Below are 19,421 nucleotides of genomic sequence, written 5' to 3'. Positions count from 1 at the left end.
CTTCAGTTAGAAAACGTTTTACGAATCTCGTCGAAATCCTTGGCCTGGATTAATTTTTCTCTGTCTTCTTTTACGTTCAAAGTTTTTGCTATTTGTGCGAGAGTCTTAATGTGTTCCTGAAATTTGGATTTAGGCACGATTAATAGAATAAAAATATGCACTGGAAGATGATCGATCGCGTCGAATTCGATCCCTTTTGCTGAAAGGCCCATTACGCATTTCAGTTCATCTACTAAGTTCACGGAACAATGCGGAATCGCAACGCCACTGCCGATTCCCGTTGACATGGACTTTTCTCGAGCAAGTAAAGATTCGTAAACCGGTTCTCTTACATCCGGTTCGATCAGTTTTGCCGACACAGCCTTATCTAGAAGTTGTCCGATGACTTCCTCTTTTGAGGAGCCCTTGATCTCAAAAACTACTGTTTCAGGCTTGAGTAAAGTCAGGAGCTGATTCATGCTTCTCTACCCTATCCCCTAGAAAAATACGAATTAAAATGGATTCAATGAAAAAATACGAAGGGATCCACACAAATGGAGGTACAAAATCCAGTGGTACCCAAAAAATAAAAGGGACTAAAAGAAAAAGAGTTAAAAAAGATACAGGCAAAACTTTACCGAGGTTACGCCCTGGAAGTCCCAACAACATAGAGAAGAATATTACGCTAGACAAGCCCGGGCCCTGAAAAAAATCTCGAGGCGGAACTCCGCCGATTTGCAACCAAGCGATCTCAATCACAGAAAGACCGACTGGCAAAAGCAGTGCTAAAGGCTGCTTCAATAACAGCGGCAATAAAAAAAGGACCGAGTAACCGCTCGCTGCTTCAAGTATAGAATAGCGAAACCCAGGGAGAGACTCTTCCAAATAATATCCTTTTGTAAACCAGTCCGCATATTGGTCGATTCTGTATCCTGGAGAGACTCCGGATTTCCATTCACTAATCCCGGGCAAAACTGTATAGAATATTAGAAATACTAAAAGTTGAAATAAGGCGATCGGAGATCTTACATTCAACTTTCTTTCCCATTGGAACCAAAGTACAAATCCAAGTGCAATCGCGATAATGGAATGCACAGTATATCTAGGATCCCTAGGAATCACCAGAATAAAAGTGAGTGAATGTAGGGCCCAGTACAACGGGTACGTTTTCTTTTCTAAAAGTAAAAAATATGCAACGAAGCCGACTGCGATCGAACAAAAGAAAGGTACTAGTAAAAAGTAGCTGCCACCAAACCCAATAAAAATTACTAGAACTGAAAGTATAATAAAAACGATGTCCGGAAATAGTAGGTCTTTCTTGCGAAAGAAGCCGTACCCAGTACTTAATACTGAATTAGTTCCCAACGATTTCACCTTTAGCTTCCCGAATTTTATCCCTAAGAGATATCGAAGACGGACACAGGAAAGTACAAATACCGCATTGCATACAATAGTCGGAGTTAAACTCTCCTAAATATCCCACCAAGGCCATCGGATTGGATCTAGTCGGACAATTCAAAGAACATTCACCACATTCAACACAGGGAAATTCTTTTTTTTCGCGATCATGATTCGCGAGTAGAATCAAAGAATGATAGAGTCGAACGTCCCAGAAAAATCCATCTTTGACGGAACGGACGGGATAGTAATCGTAAAAGGAATTCAAAGTAAATGCTGAATATTTTGATCCGTACTCATCGAAAAGAAATTTTAGATTCTGTCCGTTTCTTAAGCGCAGCGGAGCATTCGCTTTTTTTAATGTACCGTTCTTTTCTACAAAATAAAGAGTAATGTCCCGTTCGATAAAAGGAAAGTCCCCGTAGAGTGCCCGGTACAAATGATGGAGAGTTTCAGGACCCAAATATAATACTTCATTAAATTCGGCAAAAGGGAGCTTTTCGGTCTTGAAGAGAAAGTATTCCGGAATGCCCCAAGGATGCATGTATTTCTTAATCGGGGATTTTAGGTCCAAAATATAATCGCGAACTTCGCTCTCTGGAAACCAAACCTTAAGTGCATCCAAGAACGCTAAATGAGAAGCACGGTTTTCTTTAAGGATTTTCAGATAATCGATATCTTGAGTTCTGGTAAATGGCGCCAGTACTATAAATTTAGGTTTTTGTAATTTTCGAAATAGAGAGGAAAGCGGTCGATCTTTTATATCTAAGGAGACGAGACCGTAAGCGTCCATTGCATCTAAAGCTTCTCCCAGTTTCCAGGACCTAGGTTGGAGCTCCTTTGACTGATAAAACACTCCGTCTTGCACAATCCGAATTCTGGTTTCTGAATCCGACTGCTGCAAGGAAGCGACTCCGTTGACCGGGGAAAGTACTACTCCAGATTCTCGCTTGAATAATGGATCACCCGCCCGAACACGCGCGGGAAACTCTTTTAATAGCAGAGCCCCGCCGTCTGGGAAAAGTGTATAAGGTTCATCCAGGACCGTTTTGCGATTTCCCGCATTTGGAACGATCCCTGGTTGGAGAAGAAAGGGTTTTCCGAACAAAGCCCTTTAATTAGGGGACTTAACCATGTAGATTTCGTCTTTGATGGGAAGTTCTTTCTTAAGATTTTTGATATAAGGAAGGACCTCTCCCATTGGCTCATAAAACTCGCAATCCGTTTGCATACGGCGTGCAACGGTGAAGTATTTATAGAGTTTCTCTTCACCGGAGCGCTTAGACCATTTCTTTTTGGTGCACTTGACCCGGAGGATGTATTTGTCTGCCTCAGATTCGTACTGCCTAACGGTTACGCAGTGGAGGCAGTTGGCGCAATAGACTTTTTCACTCATCGGTTATCCTGTTTCCTGGGGTATTTGACAGATTTTGCCGGAGAAGCGAGCCGTCAACCCGTTTCTCCTACTAGTATTGGACTGCCGATTAGGCTTCCTGGGGAACTTCCTCGGTAGACGCGGTTTCGGCAGCTTTTAGCTTCCAAACCGCTTCACGGAAGGATTGGAAGGATACAAAGAAGAATCCGATTCCGTAAACCATCAAGAACCCTACAATATAAGGTTTTCCTACAAAGAAGGATAAGAATACGGAAAACAGGCAATAGAGCCCGAGCAAGAATTCTAGGACTACATGGAAGTCTAGAGGCACTGTATATTTCATTCTTTCTTTCAAAGAGTCCGAATTCTTTTCGATTCGAAGTTTCGGTGTTCTCTTAAAGGAGGACTGGATTCCCATAATCGCTTCTAACCAAGCACGGGTATTTACTACGGAAACCCCGGTACCGATCATGACCATGATCGGAAGGTAACGAAGACGGCTTTTCCAATCTTTGTATAGAGTGCGCTGAGAATATGCGTAGAAGAATAGCGGTCCTACAGATCCAATCGAAAGCACTGCCGCAGTTCCGGTCAAAACTTCCAATGGCAAGCCATAGAAATCGATTCCGGCCCAGTATTTCATTAATAAGAGAGGAGCGCTGAACAGAATATTCATCACCATCAAAGGTGCAACAGAGTAATTCAATAAGTGAGTAATCGCCTCTGCCTTAATTCTCCAAGGGAGACTTGCATCCCAAATTCTAGGCAAAAGTTTGACCGCAGTTTGGATGGATCCTTTGCACCAGCGGAATTGCTGTGATTTGTATGCAGACATCATTGCAGGGATTTCTGCAGGGCATACCACATCCTTGAAATAACGGAATTTCCAACCCCTTAATTCTGCTCGATAGGATAGATCGAAATCCTCGGTTAGAGTATCGTGTTCCCATCCACCTGAATCAACAATGGTTTCTTTTCTCCAAACTCCTGCGGTTCCGTTGAAGTTCATCCAAAGATTTGCTCCATTCCGAGCTACCTGCTCGATCATGAAGTGCCCATCAATTCCAAAGCTCTGGGCCTTTGTAAGAATATTATAATCTGCGTTAATATGACCCCAGCGTGCTTGGACCAATCCGATTTGCGGATCGTCAAAATATGCCATCGTTTTTAATAAGAAATCAGGATCAGGAATAAAGTCCGCATCGAAGATCGCAATAAAATCACCTTTGCATACCTTCATGCCCTCGTCAAGTGCGCCCGCTTTGTGTCCTATTCTGTTCGTGCGATGCAAATGAGAGATCTGAAATCCTTTCGCTTTGTATTTCGCAACGAGTGAGGCTGCTTTTTCTACGGTTTCGTCGGTAGAATCATCCAGAACCTGGATCTCCAACTTGTCTTTTGGATATTTGATTGCTACAGTCGCGTCTATCAATCTGTCTACAACGTAGAACTCGTTAAAGATTGGCAGTTGCACGGTTACTTTGGGCAGGTTTTTGTCTGTTAAGGATAGGTCTTTGGCAGGATCTGTATCGCAGCGTTTATGGTATTTTCGAAACAGATACACCATGATATATGTATGTATCCCAAAAAAGAATAAGCCCAAGATATTAAGGCCGTAAATTAGCAAAAATAAGACTGTAACCGCTGTAAGCATTTGGGTCAAAGCTTACGGAAGGGGGTAAAAAGTCAATGGGTTTTGCACCGCAACATGGAAACGGCACATTGATTTTTCCCTCCTGGCACTCTTCGAATTTTCTGAATTTCTAAAGAAAAATCCTAAGTTCCTCTAAGGTAGAAGGATCTGAGACCGATATTTGTACGCGGATGGACCTCGACCTCCCTGGTTGGGAATCCTCCACTGCGAATTTTCACTTCCCCGAGGGGACGGGCACACCGTCCTCCGGCTTTTCTTCCTGTTAGATTCTTCTTGCTACTCGTTCCGACATTTCTAAGCTTGCTCCAATGCGATCCACAATCTTAGGACTTGTTGCTGCATTCGCCTCTGTCCTACTTGCGATCTTATTGGAAGACGCTCACCTATTCTCTTTTATCAAGCTTTCCGCTCTAGTTCTTATCATTGGAGGAACCGCAGGCGCAACTTTTGCGAGTTATTCCATGGATGAATTTGCAAACTTAATTTTGCACATGCAAGACTCGATTTTTCCGCGCAAATCAATTCAGTTAACCGAGTTATTTTTGGATTTCTCCGAAAGAGCCAGAAAAGACGGACTGCTTTCTCTCGAAGATAGATTGGCAAGTGTTCCGGATGCATTTTTAAGAAGAGGAGTGCAATTGATTGTAGACGGCACGGATCCTCGAGCTGTCGAAGAAATTCTATTCGAAGCCGCAGCAGGCCTAGAGGAAAAAGAATTACGTTCTTCTAAAATACTAGAAACTGCAGGCGGTTTTTCTCCTACGATAGGAATCATTGGTACGGTTATGGGACTCGTTAGCGTTTTGGAAAATCTAGGCGCCGGGACTAGAGCTTTAGGAGAAGGAATCGCTACTGCATTTATTGCAACTTTCTATGGAATCGCTTTTGCGAATTTGCTTTTCTTTCCCTTGGCAAACAGAATCAAGACTTGGGCAAGATATCAGAATAACAGAAGACAAGCGATCATTCGCGGCATCATCGCTCTACAAACCGGAGACAATCGAAGAATCTTACAGGAAAGAATGTCTCCTTTCTTGGATTAAAAAGTTATTTATAGCTAAGCAGTCCTTTAGATCGCGCTTCTTTTTCACTTGCAAGTACCTAGAAGGATCTTGAGATCGTAAAGTTAGTCCTTTAAAGTATGAGATGTAAAATGAAGAGAGCCGTTTTATTTTTATCATTTTGCGCGATCCTCTTTTTCTTCCACACCGCTTGTCTCAAAGCCGAAAGAAATTCTAGAGACGTTTCTACTTCCTCCGGATTGATAAACGACATTCTATACCTTCTCACAATCGCAAATTCTATCGAAAGCGTATCCAGTCTTTCTCCCCCTTTCCTTATCAATGGAGAAAGTTATTTTTCTATAATGCGAGGACTTGGTTCGGAAACGAGCGTCTATATTGTTCAAACTAAGGATGGTGTCACATTTACTGGCTATCCAGTGAATGGTATGAAGTACGCCAGGAGTGTCGGAGGCACGGGAACAGTTGGTTATATGGCCGGTGCAATCTTCGACCCTAGTTTCATTACTTTTTATTTTTCTCAGTTCGATCAGCTAAATAGTTCAGGATCGAATATCGCAAACGGAAGATTATCCAACTACATTACTCCTGTCGGTGTCACTTCTTTAAGTTCGAGCACTACTCCTTCACTTTCTCCTTCTCCGACCAATCCTACTTTGCCTTCTGGAGAATTTGTATATCGGATATTTCCTTTTTTGGCGGGCGGGAGTAGCAGATACTTTTTGACGGCTACTTCTACAATGCAACCGTATCGATTGTTCTTCAGTCCGGACTTTGTAAGTAATTCTCCAGTACTCTTAGGCAGCCAAACATTTCGAGATGCTAACGCCTGTAATACGGTGTATTTTGGCGGAGGAACAGTTGCTTGCGGTGTATTTTCAGGAGCTTCTCAGATTTCACCTCTAACACCTGGCTCAGCTCCTGCTGGAACTTTTATAAACGAATTAATGTTGAATGAAAGTGTTCCTGGAAACTTTGTTTGGCCGATCCAAACTTCGGGTGCTCCGAATTTTACTTTGGACTTTCGTTTCGGCACCACATTCCCGCCAGGCAATATTTTTGCGGGGACTAGACCTTTCTCTCTCGGGTTCTCGAATCCTAGAAGATTCAAGATGGTGGGAACGGGTGGCGCCGGCTTTGCAGCGATTGTGTTTCTTGCTGATTTTTGTGACTCGTCTGGTTGCGGAACTCACGTAGTCTTTATCAATGCTACAGGAGAAACAAGTACTTCAGGACAACCGATGGCTTCTGCTCCTTTCGGGGATGGCGATAGCGAAAGGGGGATGGCTCTGTTTACCACCACTGGTGGTAATAAGGTTCATTTTTTGTACATGCAAAAAGAATTTTTGGGGTCTCGTCAGTTAATGAAGATAACCTACGACGGATTGACAGTAACTCCGGCTCAACCAGTTCCGATCACATATTTGCCATAAATTCGATCCATAATCGAAGCCTTTGAAAATCGGATCTCCCCATAAGTTCGACATCGAAAAGTCTTCTACTTAAGATAGGAGCTATTTGAAATAAAAATATTTCAACGGGTCGTTTTCCTATTGAAATAATTTCTGGATCGATCGCATTGTCTGTATTCGGCGGATCGAGCTATCTAATGTATTCAGGAAATAAATTACTTTTGCGAATTAAAGCCAATCAAACTGCTCTTCTATATATTATTCTATTAATTACCTCTACGTCGTTGTTCGGCGAAACAATCATATTAAGAAATGGTAAATCGTTTAAAGGAAAAGTGATCAAACAGTCTGAGAAAACAATTACCGTACAAGATGAATCGAACCAAGTTGTGGAATACAGAAAGACCCAAATCTTAAAGGTAGTATTTAAAGACATCTCCGAAATAGAGGCGAAGAAAATCCACGAAGAAGAAGAACGAAAGTTAAAGGAAAAACAAGAGCTGGAGCAAAAAAAAGAAGAAGTTCCTCCTCCAAAAATTGAAGAACCGAAAAAACCTTTAAAGCCTCGCTGGGACCTGACTTGGAGATCTGCGGTATTTCCCGGCTGGGGACAGTACCACGGCGGTTATAAAAAAGAAGCAAAGATAGATGCAATCGTTTTTTGGTCCTTGGCTGCAGTCGCTGTGTATGCTTACTACGACCAAGACCAGGCAAAGAAAAAGTACCAAAACAATTCCGGAATGGATATCGTGCGATTATCTATATCTGACCTAGATCCGTTCACGTATTCACTTTTGGATGACGATAAAAAGAATTTCCAGGAGTATCATTCGAAGGTCCAAAACTTCAATATTGTAGCCGGTCTATTAACATTGTGGTATATCGGACAGTTAGGTCACGCATACATAAAAGGAATCGAGCTAGAAGCAGCGGAACACGTAGGGTGGAACTTTCAAGCCGGTATGCGATCCGCCTCAACATTTTATTTACCTAAGTCTATAAATGGAGCGGAATATTTCGGAGAGATCGGTTATACTTTCCCCTTAATTACTGGTGAGCATCGATGAGAAAGCTCGGAAATTATGGTGCTATACTTTGTATCTTTTTCTATTTCTCCATTTCTTGCTTAAGAGCAGATCGTGTCTCTCGAGACGTTTCTACGGCACCCGGGCTAATCAACGATATGCTCTATCTTATGGGAATCGCATACTCAGTAGATAGCGTGAGTAATCTTTCTGATCCGTTTAACAATGGTGGAGAAACCTACTTTTCCATCATGCGACAGTCAGGAACTACATCAACTCTCTATTTAGTGCAGACCCAGGACGGCGTTACGTTTACCGGATACCCGGTCAGCGGACAACAATTTGCGCGACTGCTCGGAACACCTAGAACTGTTTCCGTGATGACAGGGGCGGTAGGTGCAGGTGGATACGTTTATTATTTTACTCAATACGATGAAATGGACGATTCAGGCAATTCAGCGGATCACGCGAATCACTACTCGTTTACCTCGAGCGGAACTTTAAACCCGGCGACTACTCCTGTAATCTTGCCTGTGCCCATGTCTCCTACTTTAGGTACGGGCGAAATTATTACTAAAGTTTTTCATTACGTTGATGGATCCTCGAATCGTTACTACTTAACGGGAAACTTAAGTACGAACCCTTATGAATTGTATTTTTCTTCGGATTTCGTTACTGCACCGTCCAAGATCACTTTTGGAGGACTTGCCTTTCGTGACGCAAACAATCCTTGCGAAAGAGTGTACTTGGTCGGAGGAACCATTGCCTGCGGTTTCTGGTCGGGGGCGGCGGGTACTGGTAGCTTAGGTGCCGCTGGTAGCACTCCGGGTGGTGCACTCGGAAATGGACTCATGGCAAATGAGGAGGTCCGTACAAATTTTGTATCTCCAGCACAAGTTTCCGGTCCTCCAAACTACTCCCTGGATTTTTACTTTGGAGGAACGTACTATCCGAGTAGCCTTTTTGCCGGGACTGCTAGGCCGATTTCACTTGGATACACAAATCCTCGCAAATTTAGGTTAGTCGGTGATGGCTCTAACAATGCGATCGTATTTCTTGCCGATTTTTGCGATGCGGCAGGTTGCGGAACACATCTCGTCTTTGTAAGCGCACCGAGTGAAAGCCAAATTATGAATCCACCTACTAGTTTTGGTCCAATTTTGGACGTAAGTGCGATGGAAAACGGAATCGTGCTATCTAATAGTAAACTTGGTGTTCTTCCCACCAATGTCCAGTTTCTTTACATAGAAAAGGGCCTTTTGGGTGCGCAAAAATTGATGATGCTGAAGTATGATATAGCCAGTGGGAAGTTGACCGGGCCTGTAGAAGTAATCATTAATTATTTGTAATATATAAGTTTTTAAACTTTCCATTTTCCTTTCAATCGGGACGTAACGTTTCGGTTCTCACCTTCGGAACTTATTGGAGTAAAACCGGGTTTACATCTCCATCCTCTAATTTCGTTTTTCCTGGTAGTACGATATGAGCATCTCCGCGATAAATCATTTCGGATTCCACCAGGCCTTTTTCTTAAGGAAAAGTTGCAAGGGGCGTGAGACAAGCATCCGTATTTTATCTGCCTAAGTGCATAAAAGGAGCGGATTTTTCTGGAGAAGTAAGTTATACTTTTTCTTTAATACCTAGGGGGGGGAAGTGAGAAGGCTAAGATTTATTGCAGTTATTTGTATCGCGTTCTCCTCTTCACTATTTTGCCTCAGAGCCGAAAGAGTACAGAGAGACGTTTCTACTTTCCCAGGATTATTAAACGAAATGCTCTATCTACTCGGAGTTGCATATTCAGTAGATAGCGTATCCAATCTATCGGATCCATTCAATAACGGTGGAGAAACCTATTTTTCCATTATGAGGGAAACCGGTGGACTTACCTCACTGTATTTGGTGCAGACTCAGGACGGTATCGCATTTACCGGTTATCCAGTGCAAGGTCAGCAGTTCGCGAGACTGATCTCCACTCCGAGGACGGTTTCGGTGTTAAATGGAGCCACCGGAACCAATTACTACTTTACTCAATATGATGAAATGGACGAAGGAAGCGCAGCCGACCACGTGAACCATATGAAATTTACTTCGAGTGGTACATTGAATCCTGCGACTACTCCTGTGATTATTACGACTTCCTACTCTCCGGTCCTTCCGAACACCGGCGAATTCATTACAAAGGTTTTTCACTTCTCAGATGGATCCGGAAATCGATACTTCCTTACTGGAAACTTAAGCACAGCGCCGTATGCGCTGTATTTCGGTGCAGATCCATTTACGACTGTAAATGAAATTACATTTTCAGTGGGAGGAGTTCCTACACCCTTTCGAGACGCTAACAATCCTTGCGATCGAGTGTACATGGCGGGAGGTACAATTGCCTGCGGATTTTGGTCCGGTGCAACAGCTAGTTCTATTTTGAATCCGGCGAGTGGACCTCCTGCCGGAGCCCTCGGACACGAAATCATGGGTCTTGAGGAGTTAGCTACTACATTTGTTGCACCTGTGCTAACTTCGGGAGCTCCGAACTATACATTGGATTTTTATTTCGGCGGCACGTACTTTCCGGGTTCACTTTTTGCCGGAGCGGAAAGGCCAATTTCTCTAGGTTATGCGGATCCTCGCAAATTTAAGATGTCGGGAGATGGATCTAGCGATGTTATTACTTTCCTGGCAGATTTCTGCGGTAACAACGGTTGCGGAACACATCTAGTATTCCTTAGTTCGCTATCAAATTCTCTAGACTCTCCTCCTGCGACTTTTGGTCCTATCTTCGATATAAATGCATTTGAAAATGGAAAATTACTTTCTAATAGTAAGCTTGGGACTCTTCCCACCAAGGCCCAGTTCCTCTATTTAGAAAAAGGCCTTTTGGGTGCGCAAAAATTGATGATGCTAACCTTCGATATTGCCTCGGCGAAATTAACTGGGCCGACCGAAGTCATCATTAATTATCTGCCGTAAGACAATTTCATTTATCGCTCGCCCTCATTCTGGACAAGATTTCTCGGATCGCGCCTTCAGCGTTCACCTGCGTAAGCACCAGAATCACATCTCCATCCTCTAATTTCGTTTTTCCTGTCGGTACGATATGAGTATCTCCGCGGTAAATCATCGTAATCAAAGAGTTCTCAGGAAAGCCGAGCTCGTACACGAATTTACCAACGGAAGCGGATCCGTATGGTACGATGAACTCCAACAATTGTGTATCGCTTTGTTCCTTGTTTTCAAATTCGAAAGGATAAGAAGCTCTCTGTTCCAACGGAGCTTCTAAACCCAAAGTCTTAACCATCCACGGAACCGTAGTTCCTTGCAAAAGCAAGGAGGTCAGAACTATAAAAAATACGATGTGAAAAATCATTTCGGATTCCGGCAGGCCTTTCGCATAAGGAAAGGTCGCAAGAATAATCGGCGCTGCGCCCCTCAACCCGACCCAGGAAATCAAAGTTTTTTCCTTCCAATCCATCCCGGATCCTAATAGCGAAATAAAAGTCGCAAGTGGTCTCGCTACAAATATTAGAAAAATCGAAAATGCGATTCCGATTCCGATGACCGGGGGAATCCTAGACGGAAAAACGAGCAACCCCAGTGCAAGAAACATCGAGATCTGCATGAGCCAGGCAATCCCATCCATAAATCGAAGATTACTTCGTTTGTGCACGAAGGATTGGTTTCCTATAATTAACCCAGCAATATAGACTGCAATAAACGGATTGCCGCTAATGATACTTGTAAAAGAATAAATAAATACTACCGAAGCGGAAAGTAAGACCGGATACAATCCTTCATAATCCAACTTAATCCGATTGATTCCTCTGTAGATGATGTAACCTAGTACAAGCCCCGACGCGGTTCCAACGACGAACTGGAGCAAAAGATTCGTGATTAGTTTGGGAATATTCGGAGCGCTTGTGCCGACAAAGTCAAGGATGCTAACTGTCAGTAAAACCGCCAGAGGATCGTTACTCCCTGATTCCAATTCCAAAAGGGAGGTCAGGCCTTTCTTCATTCCTGTATTACGAGTTCTTAATACATTGAATACTGCTGCAGCATCGGTCGAGGACACGACGGCTCCCAAAAGAAATCCGATCACTGGATCGAAACCGAGGACGTAGACCGAAAAAAGACCCAGAATTACGCAGGTCAAAAAAACGCCCAAATTTCCGAGCGCAAGTCCTCTCCAAAGTATCGGGCGAATCTTGGACCAGTTTGTCTCCAAGCCCCCGGAAAAAAGTATGTAAGCAAGAGCAATCGATCCGAACTTTCTAGTAAAATCCGCGTCCGAAAATTCAATTCCGAGAATTCCGTCGGAACCCGCTAACATTCCGATTGTTAAGAAGAGAATCAGAGATGGAACTCCTACCTTTGTAGAAATCCGAATGAGTACAATGCTCAATATGATGAGACTCGCGATCGCGAATACTCCGAATTCGAAATCCATTCGGTTAAACAACATCTGCGTTCAATTCATTCAAGAGATCTTCAAGTTCGCGAGGGTCTAGCACTTCGACTAACCGATCTTCTCCGTACTCGTCCGCTTCCAAACGGACAGCAAAATATCCGAAACTTTCCTCACCTTTTAAAAAGCCTACATCCAAATTGACGAGCTCCCTGTCTTCTTCCGAAGTCGGGATGAGCAGAAAATACTGGCTCTCATCAATTTCTACAGCCTCTCCGATCAGAAAAGTGTGGGAATTCCCATCTTCGTCTAACAGATAAAGAGATTCTTCGCTGAATTCTTCGAAACCTCTTTCCGCTGATTCTGGATCTAACGCTTCCATTTTTATACTGCAGAGTCGCTACCTGTAAGATCGGCTAGAAGTCCGTGCGACAGAACCAAATTTCACGTCAAATCGGTGGGTCGGAAAGTGTAGACAAAGCCCAAAAAATGAGGATGCTGAACACTATCAGACACCTTTGAATTTAGTGCTCTTATGAGAAAAATTCTTTTTTGTATATCTCTCATTTGTCTTTTATCTTGCAAGCAAGGTTTTCGGTCCAAGTTACTTGCGACCCAAGGTGAACTGGATCTGAAAAGCTGGGATTATTCTCAAAGTACAATTCAGCTTTCTGGAGAATGGGAGTTTCATCCAAATGAATTTCTGATTTCGGATTCACTCGCGGATTCGACCGTCTATAAATTTGTCTTCATTCCAAGAGATTGGGATTCAAAATATAGGACTGCCTATCCATTATATAACTCTAATGCATCAAAGAGAGGAAGTCTAAGACTCAAAATTTACCTCCCAAACAATGCAAAAGATTTGTCGATCCGCCTTCCGTATCAAGATACAACGTACAGAATTTATATTGACGGGAAGCTTCTCGCCAATGTGCAAAAAAGCGACTCGAATAACACCGACTTTTCTCTATTTTTAGGTGCGGTGGTGAAAACCATTCCCCTGCGCGGGCCGATTTTGGAATTGGTTCTGGAGATCGAAGATATCGGACAAATCGACTACGGAATCTGGAACGGCCTGCAAATCGGAAGTTCCGAAATCATTTTCAGTAATATCTACCGAGATGTGACGCTTGAAATCAGCATAGCCTCTTCAGTGTTTGTTTTATCATTATACCATTTCGGAATATTTCTAACTCGAAGAAAATCCAAAGCGCCTCTCTACTTTGCGATCTTTTGTTTTGCAGCTGCTATTCGAGTCCTGTTCATCAACAATCGATCCTTAGATACTTTGTTCCCGGAGATTTCCTCCGCCCTGTCCCTGAGAGTAGAATACATTTCTACCTATACTTTCGGATCCCTCTTGTATATTTACGCGGCGGCCAATTACCGAAAAGAGTTCCATCGGTTCACCATACCTGTAGCTCTGACATTCTTGGTTTTCTTTGTGGGGATTGCGGTTATTTCACCAATGCAAGTTTATACCAAGTTGCTCCTGCCCTTTGAGGTTTTTTTGGTACTCGGCTGCATCTATGTGCTCGGCGGATCTATTCTTGCTGTTTTAAGAAAAAGAGAAGGCGCTCTTATTTTTCTAGTCGGCATTTGCGTTATCTTGCTCGCTGCAATTAACGATTTGTTATTTAACCAATATTTAATACAGACTGCGAGCATTATTCTTCCTGCATTTTTCATCTTTATTTTTATGCAAAGTTTCGCGATTACTCTTTCCTTCTCCCGAGCTTACAATCAGTCGGAAAACGTAAGTAAAGAGCTCAAGAGCACGAACAGAAATCTAAATCAAGTCAGAATCCTACTCGAAAGAAATGTAGAATCTCGGACGAAAGAACTGCGTGAAGCCAAAGAACGCGCAGAGGAAGAAGCAAGATACAGGTATGAGTTTCTTGCAACCATGAGCCACGAAGTTCGAACTCCTCTGAACGGACTTATGGGAACCGCAAATTTGTTATCCGAAACCCCATTAAACGAAGAACAAAAAGAATATCTGGATATCATTAAGCTGTCCGGAGAAAATTTATTACATTTAGTGAACCAATTGTTGGACCTCTCCAAAATCGAAAACAATCGATTCCAATTGGAAGAGATCCCGTTTGATCCCTACGGCGTGATCCAAAAGGCGGTGAGAGTCATTCGGGCGAGAGCCGACGAAAAAAGGATCAAACTGGAGATCCAATATTCAAATCGACACCCCGGAATTTTTTCGGGAGACGAGAACCGAATCCAACAGGTACTCCTCAACTTGCTAAGCAACGCTGTCAAGTTTTCCAATTCCGGAGATAAGATTTCCGTTGGAGTTAAATTCGTTGGAGAAGATTCCAATTCCAGAATATTAGAATTTTTTGTAGAAGATACCGGGATAGGAATTGCTCCAGAGAAAATGTCCTCTCTTTTTGAACCTTTCGTACAAGCAGATTCATCAGTTTCTAGAAAATACGGAGGAAGCGGCTTAGGACTCACAATCTCGAAGAAACTAGTAGAGTTATTGGGAGGGAGTATCCAAGTTGAAAGCAAATTGGGAGAAGGTTCCCGGTTTTCCTTCAAAATACCATTTCCGCAAGAAGAGGAAGATTTGGCTCTGGCGGTCGGTGAAGCCGATTCCGCTCCGGAACCTTTACGTCCGATGAGAATTCTTTTGGCAGAAGACCAATCTTTTTCCAGATCTGTCGGAAAGGACACTTTAGAAAAATTGGGAATGATCGTAGAAACTGCCTCGGACGGAAGGGAAGCCTTGCATAAACTACAAGAGGCCAAATTCGATATAGCTCTTCTTGATATCAATATGCCCGAAATGACCGGAACTGAAGTTGTCAGAATATTGAGACAAAAAGGAGGAAGCATTCCTCAATTAGTCGCATGGACAGCTCAATCTTTTCCGAATTCCGAAAAGGATTTCAAATCAGCAGGCTTCGATCTTTATCTCCGAAAACCTTGCCTAATCTACGACTGGGACAGATTCTTAAGAAATATATAATATATTGCTAGCTCATTTTCCGATATATTTCGCCTTCCTCTTTTCTAAGAACGATTTCACACCTTCGGCGGCATCCTCAGTCTCCATTAGTTTCAAGGTAACCGGAAGCAGATCCCTCGCGGCTGCGATTTCTCCCTCTTGCACATATTTTCGAGAAGATGCCAGAGCGGCTTTTATCGCAAGTGGAGCTTGCTCGCTAACTTTTGTCGCAAGTTCTATCGCACGATCGAGCAACTGATTTTTCGGAACCACTTCCTGGACTAATCCCATTCTAAAAGCTTCATCGGTTGAAAAATCATCTCCGGTCAAAATATATTTCATTGCATTTCCCCAACCTGCAGATTGCACGAATCTGAATGTCGCTCCGCCAAAAGGCATAATTCCCCTCTGCACTTCCACCTGTGCGAAACGGGTTTTTTCTGCTGCGATTCTGATATCCGAAGCGAGCAGTAATTCTATTCCAAGGGTAAAGCAAAAACCGTGAACCGCGCAAACAACCGGCTTAGTGCGAATCCTATCTGTTCCTCCGGTTCCCCAAGGGTCAACATGGTCTTTTTTGTATAAGTGATGTTTATTTTTTCGTAATGTGTTCGCCACATCGTCAAGTTCCAGACCCAAAGTAAAGTGCATCCCATTCGCATAAACGACAGCGCATCTTAAATTATCATCGTTCTCGAACTCGGTATACGCTTCGCTCAATTGGATTAACATTTGGGTGTTCATCGCGTTACGAGCGTCCGGCCTGTTGAACCCGATTAGATAAATATGATCCCTTTTTTCGGTTAGGATAAATCGATCTTTACTCTCAGACATATTTTTCTCCCCACATAGAAACTTTAGTTTTCCTACAAAATTAATCGGAAACCCGCCGTTCTTCTAGCGCGGATAAGAATACATCAAAGGAAGTCTATTTGTCTATGTTTTTAAAACTCTTCGAAAGGAAGTTTGTTCTTTTTTGCATTATTACATTCTTTGCATGCAGGAACAAGGTTTGCTTTGATAGACTTACCACCCTTTGCAAGCGGGATCAAATGATCCATGGTTAGCTCCTCGGGCGGAAATTTCTTGCCGCAGTAATAGCAAATTCCGTCAGCTTTCTTTTTTTTCCACCAAGGAGTCTTTCTCAAATCTTTAGCGATCTGCTTTTGCTTTTTAAGTTCTTGCTCGCTGACCCAAATCGCGGGTTCTTCTGGAAAGATCGGTGGCTCTTGCATAGAATTAACTGTAGTGAATCCAATCCGATCCAGGCCCTGACCAAGAAAGTTGCAAGTTTTGGCTTAGTGATTTACATCGAATCCCTGCTTTCATCCCCGCCGCAGTAATCAATACTGTGTCCCCCGTTTTCAATTCCAATTCACCATCCAGGGAACACGAACCGGACAATACTAGTAGAATATGAAACACTGGCTCGATTGAAAACGCAGGTAGCATTACTTCCTGTGCAACAGGAATTTCTAATATTTCCATTCTAAATTTATCATTTGCGGTCAGAAGTTGACGGGAACCTTCGCTCGCCCAAGAGATCTTTTGCGGAATCAGAGAATCGTGATGGTTCGGTCCCGAATAATCCAAGACATCCAATGCCTTTTGCAGATGCAGCTCCCTTGGTCTACCGTAATCATAAACTCGATACGTAGAATCGGAAGACTGTTGTACTTCCATCAATAGAATTCCCCGACCGATTGCGTGAATTCGTCCAGGGTTCAATAAAAAAGAATCCATTTCTTTGACTTGGATTTCTTGCAGGAGTTCCTCTGCACGGTTCTCGGAGACAAATTTTGAAAATTCATCCCGACTAGTTTTCTTGGAAAATCCGCAAACCAAGCTAGCTCCTTGGTCGGCTTGCAGTACTGTCCAGGCTTCTTTCTTTCCCGAACTTTCCGGATCGTATTTTTCTGCGTATGCGTCATCGGGGTGTACTTGCACAGAAAGCTTATCTTTTGCATCGATCAACTTTACCAGCAATGGAAACGACTGTCCGACAAAGGGCTTTCCTAGAACTGCCTCGGTATCTGAAAGATAAATCTCGCGCAAGGTCTTTCCTGCTAAAGTACCATTCTCAACCAAAGACAAATCGTTTCCGTAATCGGAGACTTCCCAGGATTCCCCTATCTCTCCCGGTGGTAAGTTCCTTCCCAGTACAGATTCTAACTTGCGACCTCCCCATACTTTCTCTTTATAGATCGGTCTGAACTTTAAAATCTTCTGCATATGCCTATTTTTCCGGGACTGTGCAAAGTTCAATTTTTACTTTCAAAGATTGCTTCTTGAAATGAGTAAAAGGGTCGGGTCTAAACCCAGATAAATCAATCGTATAGATCTTTCCCGGAACCAAAGTCCCAGGTTCGGCTCCAAATCTCAAATAGCGGAAACTTTTATATGTTCCCTTTCCCCCGCAAGAATCGCAGTACAAATCCGAGCCTCGGCAATTCGGACAAAGTACACGAACCACCAAAGGAATCTCTGCCCTAATTCTACCTGCCAGCTCTTGCTCTGTCACTCTGATTCGGATATCGTGAAAAATTCCGGAATATTTCCTTCGATCTCTATTCCGGAGGCCTGCCTTTAACAGACCACGTTTTGCGAATTCGACCGCTTGTGTCGAAAAGACGATTCTAGAGGCAGGGATCTTGAAGTAATTTTTAGAAGGCGAAGCCTGACTTGCTTTTTGAAATTCAAAAAATTCGTGATCGAATCTCTTTCTTTCTTCGGGTTGAATTAGAACCTGATACGATCGAATGATTTTCAAAAATATTTCTGAAGATCCTGTACCAGGGTTATCGGGATGAAATACTTTTGCTAGCTTTCGAAACCTAGCCTTGATCAGTTCTAGTTCGGCTCCCGGAGGAATTCCTAGAATCCTATAATGGTCCACGAAATTCCGGTTCATACTTCCTCAAAACCTAGAGCAGGAACGAGCGTAAGTATAGATCGATTATTTGCGAGAATTGTACTCTTGGAAAGTACCACCGGACTCGATACCATCCAACATGGTGTCGACATCCCTTTTGTCCGCTTGCAAGGTTCCCTGTACATACTTTTCAATCGATCTAACGACTTCCATGAGGCTGTCTCGATAGGTTCTAACCAATTTCACTCTTTGGTTCGGAAACCTCATGATTGCGAGATTGTATACTTCTTCCTGTACTCCCGCATCCGTTTTTCTTTGTACGGTCAAGACTAGGGAGTTCGGGTCCGAAGCAGCCACGCTTTCGTTTTTTAGCTCTCCTACTTCTTCCGAAAAAGGTCTGAGCTTGGTTACAAGGGATTTGCGAGTAATAAATCGAATCCCTTCTAATTTCAGCTCTTTATTTCCTCCGGCGGTCTTTAAATAAAACTTCCTGTCTATTAGATATCTGTCGCGGACTGGGAAATTAAAATTTTCCATTGCAGGGACAAATTGGAAATATTCGTTATTAATGATTTTTTTACGTCTATTGAGAAACGGTAGTAAACCTTCGATGCGCCTGTGGTAATCCCGGATGTCCTGAGTCAGAAGCTCAATTTCTCTGGCTTGCGTTGGTTCGTACGGTAGGATCTTCATATTGCCATCTGCATCGAAATCTTGAGCGGTCAATATGGAGCAGAATAGCAGAATCAGAATGGCAGAGACGTACATTTTCTTCATGAATTCAAGTTCACCGTACTTGTTTCTTTAATTAATGTCGTCCTTTCTCTCAAAAACCCCGGAATTTTCTGAAAAATTCGTTGAATTCCGGCCGGATTGTACGAAAAAGGAAGGGTACAAATATGGAAATCAGTCAGCGAAAATCCGGAGACACAAACGTGATCTCCTTATCAGGAAGTTTGGATATCTATACTTCCATCGACCTGAAAAATTTTTTCGAACAGAACATCGATCGAAATAACAATCATGTCGTGATCAATCTGGAAAAACTGAACTATATCGACTCTTCCGGAATCGGAATGCTGATCAAACAGCTAAACTATGTCCAAGAACTGAACGGAAAATTTTATATCGCAAATATGAAGCCGGCGATCGAAAAAGTATTTAAAGTTGCGGGTCTAACTTCCTACTTTCAAACTCTTTCGGAACATGATTACCTGAGTCAGTATCCCTAACTATCCCCGCGGCAAAGCGCAAGACATAAACCAGAAGCTATTCGCAGCCGAAACGAACTGCGTATTTCTTATTGTATGATAGTGG

The 19,421-nt window shown here is 43.0% G+C and carries 19 protein-coding genes; 7 read left to right on the top strand and 12 right to left on the bottom strand.

All coding sequences use genetic code 11. The features are described 5' to 3' along the window. Positions 1-2 precede the first annotated feature (2 nt). The 5 genes from CH373_RS03475 to CH373_RS03455 all read right to left on the bottom strand — a co-directional run bounded on the left by CH373_RS03475 (position 3) and on the right by CH373_RS03455 (position 4,406). On the bottom strand, positions 3-458 hold the full coding sequence (locus CH373_RS03475) for a PTS sugar transporter subunit IIA (protein WP_100714750.1): 456 nt from the start codon (positions 456-458) through the stop codon (positions 3-5). After that, on the bottom strand, positions 427-1,344 hold the full coding sequence (locus tag CH373_RS03470; RefSeq protein ID WP_100714749.1) for a hypothetical protein: 918 nt from the start codon (positions 1,342-1,344) through the stop codon (positions 427-429). Before CH373_RS03470 ends, CH373_RS03475 begins: the two co-directional genes overlap by 32 nt. Beyond that, positions 1,334-2,485: an oxidoreductase gene (locus CH373_RS03465; RefSeq protein WP_100714748.1), complete on the bottom strand. Its 1,152-nt coding sequence runs from the start codon at positions 2,483-2,485 to the stop codon at positions 1,334-1,336. The genes CH373_RS03470 and CH373_RS03465 overlap by 11 nt, the downstream gene beginning before the upstream one ends. A gap of 6 nt (positions 2,486-2,491) precedes the next feature. Beyond that, positions 2,492-2,773, bottom strand: a complete 282-nt coding sequence (locus tag CH373_RS03460) for a hypothetical protein (protein ID WP_100714747.1) — start codon at positions 2,771-2,773, stop codon at positions 2,492-2,494. Between the two features lie 88 nt (positions 2,774-2,861). Next, positions 2,862-4,406 carry a cellulose synthase family protein gene (locus CH373_RS03455; protein ID WP_100714746.1) on the bottom strand — a complete coding sequence of 515 codons (1,545 nt, stop codon included), beginning with the start codon at positions 4,404-4,406 and terminating at the stop codon, positions 2,862-2,864. A gap of 308 nt (positions 4,407-4,714) precedes the next feature. Here CH373_RS03455 and CH373_RS03450 point away from each other — a divergent pair, with 308 nt between their 5' ends. From CH373_RS03450 to CH373_RS03430, 5 genes are all read left to right on the top strand, one after another. After that, a complete protein-coding gene (locus CH373_RS03450; protein ID WP_100714745.1) occupies positions 4,715-5,449 on the top strand; it encodes a motility protein A in 735 nt (244 codons plus the stop codon). A 110-nt stretch (positions 5,450-5,559) separates the two neighbouring features. Next, positions 5,560-6,861, top strand: a complete 1,302-nt coding sequence (locus tag CH373_RS03445; protein ID WP_125170032.1) for a hypothetical protein — start codon at positions 5,560-5,562, stop codon at positions 6,859-6,861. Positions 6,862-7,007: 146 nt separating this feature from the next. After that, entirely contained in the window at positions 7,008-7,907 is a 900-nt protein-coding gene (locus CH373_RS03440) for an LA_0442/LA_0875 N-terminal domain-containing protein (protein ID WP_125170030.1), read from the top strand. Continuing rightward, positions 7,904-9,214 carry a hypothetical protein gene (locus CH373_RS03435; RefSeq protein ID WP_100714742.1) on the top strand — a complete coding sequence of 437 codons (1,311 nt, stop codon included), beginning with the start codon at positions 7,904-7,906 and terminating at the stop codon, positions 9,212-9,214. The genes CH373_RS03440 and CH373_RS03435 overlap by 4 nt, the downstream gene beginning before the upstream one ends. Positions 9,215-9,518: 304 nt before the next feature. Continuing rightward, entirely contained in the window at positions 9,519-10,829 is a 1,311-nt protein-coding gene (locus CH373_RS03430; RefSeq protein ID WP_100714741.1) for a hypothetical protein, read from the top strand. Positions 10,830-10,836: 7 nt separating this feature from the next. Here CH373_RS03430 and CH373_RS03425 read toward each other — a convergent pair whose 3' ends face one another. Next, positions 10,837-12,306, bottom strand: a complete 1,470-nt coding sequence (locus tag CH373_RS03425; protein ID WP_100714813.1) for a potassium/proton antiporter — start codon at positions 12,304-12,306, stop codon at positions 10,837-10,839. 4 nt (positions 12,307-12,310) lie between these two features. Beyond that, positions 12,311-12,646, bottom strand: coding sequence for a DUF1292 domain-containing protein (locus tag CH373_RS03420; protein ID WP_100714740.1), 336 nt, complete (start codon positions 12,644-12,646; stop codon positions 12,311-12,313). Between the two features lie 153 nt (positions 12,647-12,799). On the opposite strand from CH373_RS03420, the gene CH373_RS03415 reads away from it, so the two are divergent. Beyond that, the gene (locus CH373_RS03415) at positions 12,800-15,253 is read left to right on the top strand and encodes an ATP-binding protein (RefSeq protein WP_100734061.1); all 2,454 of its coding nucleotides are present in this window, start codon (positions 12,800-12,802) and stop codon (positions 15,251-15,253) included. Positions 15,254-15,265: 12 nt separating this feature from the next. Here the strand turns inward: CH373_RS03415 and CH373_RS03410 are convergent, their stop codons facing one another. The 5 genes from CH373_RS03410 to CH373_RS03390 form a co-directional block, all read right to left on the bottom strand. Further along, positions 15,266-16,066, bottom strand: coding sequence for a crotonase/enoyl-CoA hydratase family protein (locus CH373_RS03410; RefSeq protein ID WP_100715500.1), 801 nt, complete (start codon positions 16,064-16,066; stop codon positions 15,266-15,268). A gap of 110 nt (positions 16,067-16,176) precedes the next feature. Continuing rightward, the gene (locus CH373_RS03405) at positions 16,177-16,452 is read right to left on the bottom strand and encodes an HNH endonuclease (protein WP_100715501.1); all 276 of its coding nucleotides are present in this window, start codon (positions 16,450-16,452) and stop codon (positions 16,177-16,179) included. A 19-nt stretch (positions 16,453-16,471) separates the two neighbouring features. Further along, positions 16,472-17,464: a type I phosphomannose isomerase catalytic subunit gene (locus tag CH373_RS03400; RefSeq protein WP_100715499.1), complete on the bottom strand. Its 993-nt coding sequence runs from the start codon at positions 17,462-17,464 to the stop codon at positions 16,472-16,474. 4 nt (positions 17,465-17,468) lie between these two features. Next, positions 17,469-18,143 carry a DnaJ domain-containing protein gene (locus CH373_RS03395; RefSeq protein ID WP_100715498.1) on the bottom strand — a complete coding sequence of 225 codons (675 nt, stop codon included), beginning with the start codon at positions 18,141-18,143 and terminating at the stop codon, positions 17,469-17,471. A gap of 45 nt (positions 18,144-18,188) precedes the next feature. Continuing rightward, positions 18,189-18,881, bottom strand: a complete 693-nt coding sequence (locus CH373_RS03390; protein ID WP_100715497.1) for an LIC_12936 family protein — start codon at positions 18,879-18,881, stop codon at positions 18,189-18,191. Between the two features lie 122 nt (positions 18,882-19,003). On the opposite strand from CH373_RS03390, the gene CH373_RS03385 reads away from it, so the two are divergent. After that, positions 19,004-19,336 (top strand): STAS domain-containing protein, encoded by a 333-nt coding sequence (locus tag CH373_RS03385; protein ID WP_100715496.1) that lies wholly within the window; start codon positions 19,004-19,006, stop codon positions 19,334-19,336. The last annotated feature ends 85 nt before the right edge of the window (positions 19,337-19,421 follow it).

It is taken from the genome of Leptospira perolatii, from assembly GCF_002811875.1.
Taxonomy (GTDB): domain Bacteria; phylum Spirochaetota; class Leptospiria; order Leptospirales; family Leptospiraceae; genus Leptospira_B; species Leptospira_B perolatii.
The sequence above is the reverse complement of the archived record's forward strand: the minus strand, read 5'-3'. Positions and strand labels throughout refer to the sequence as shown.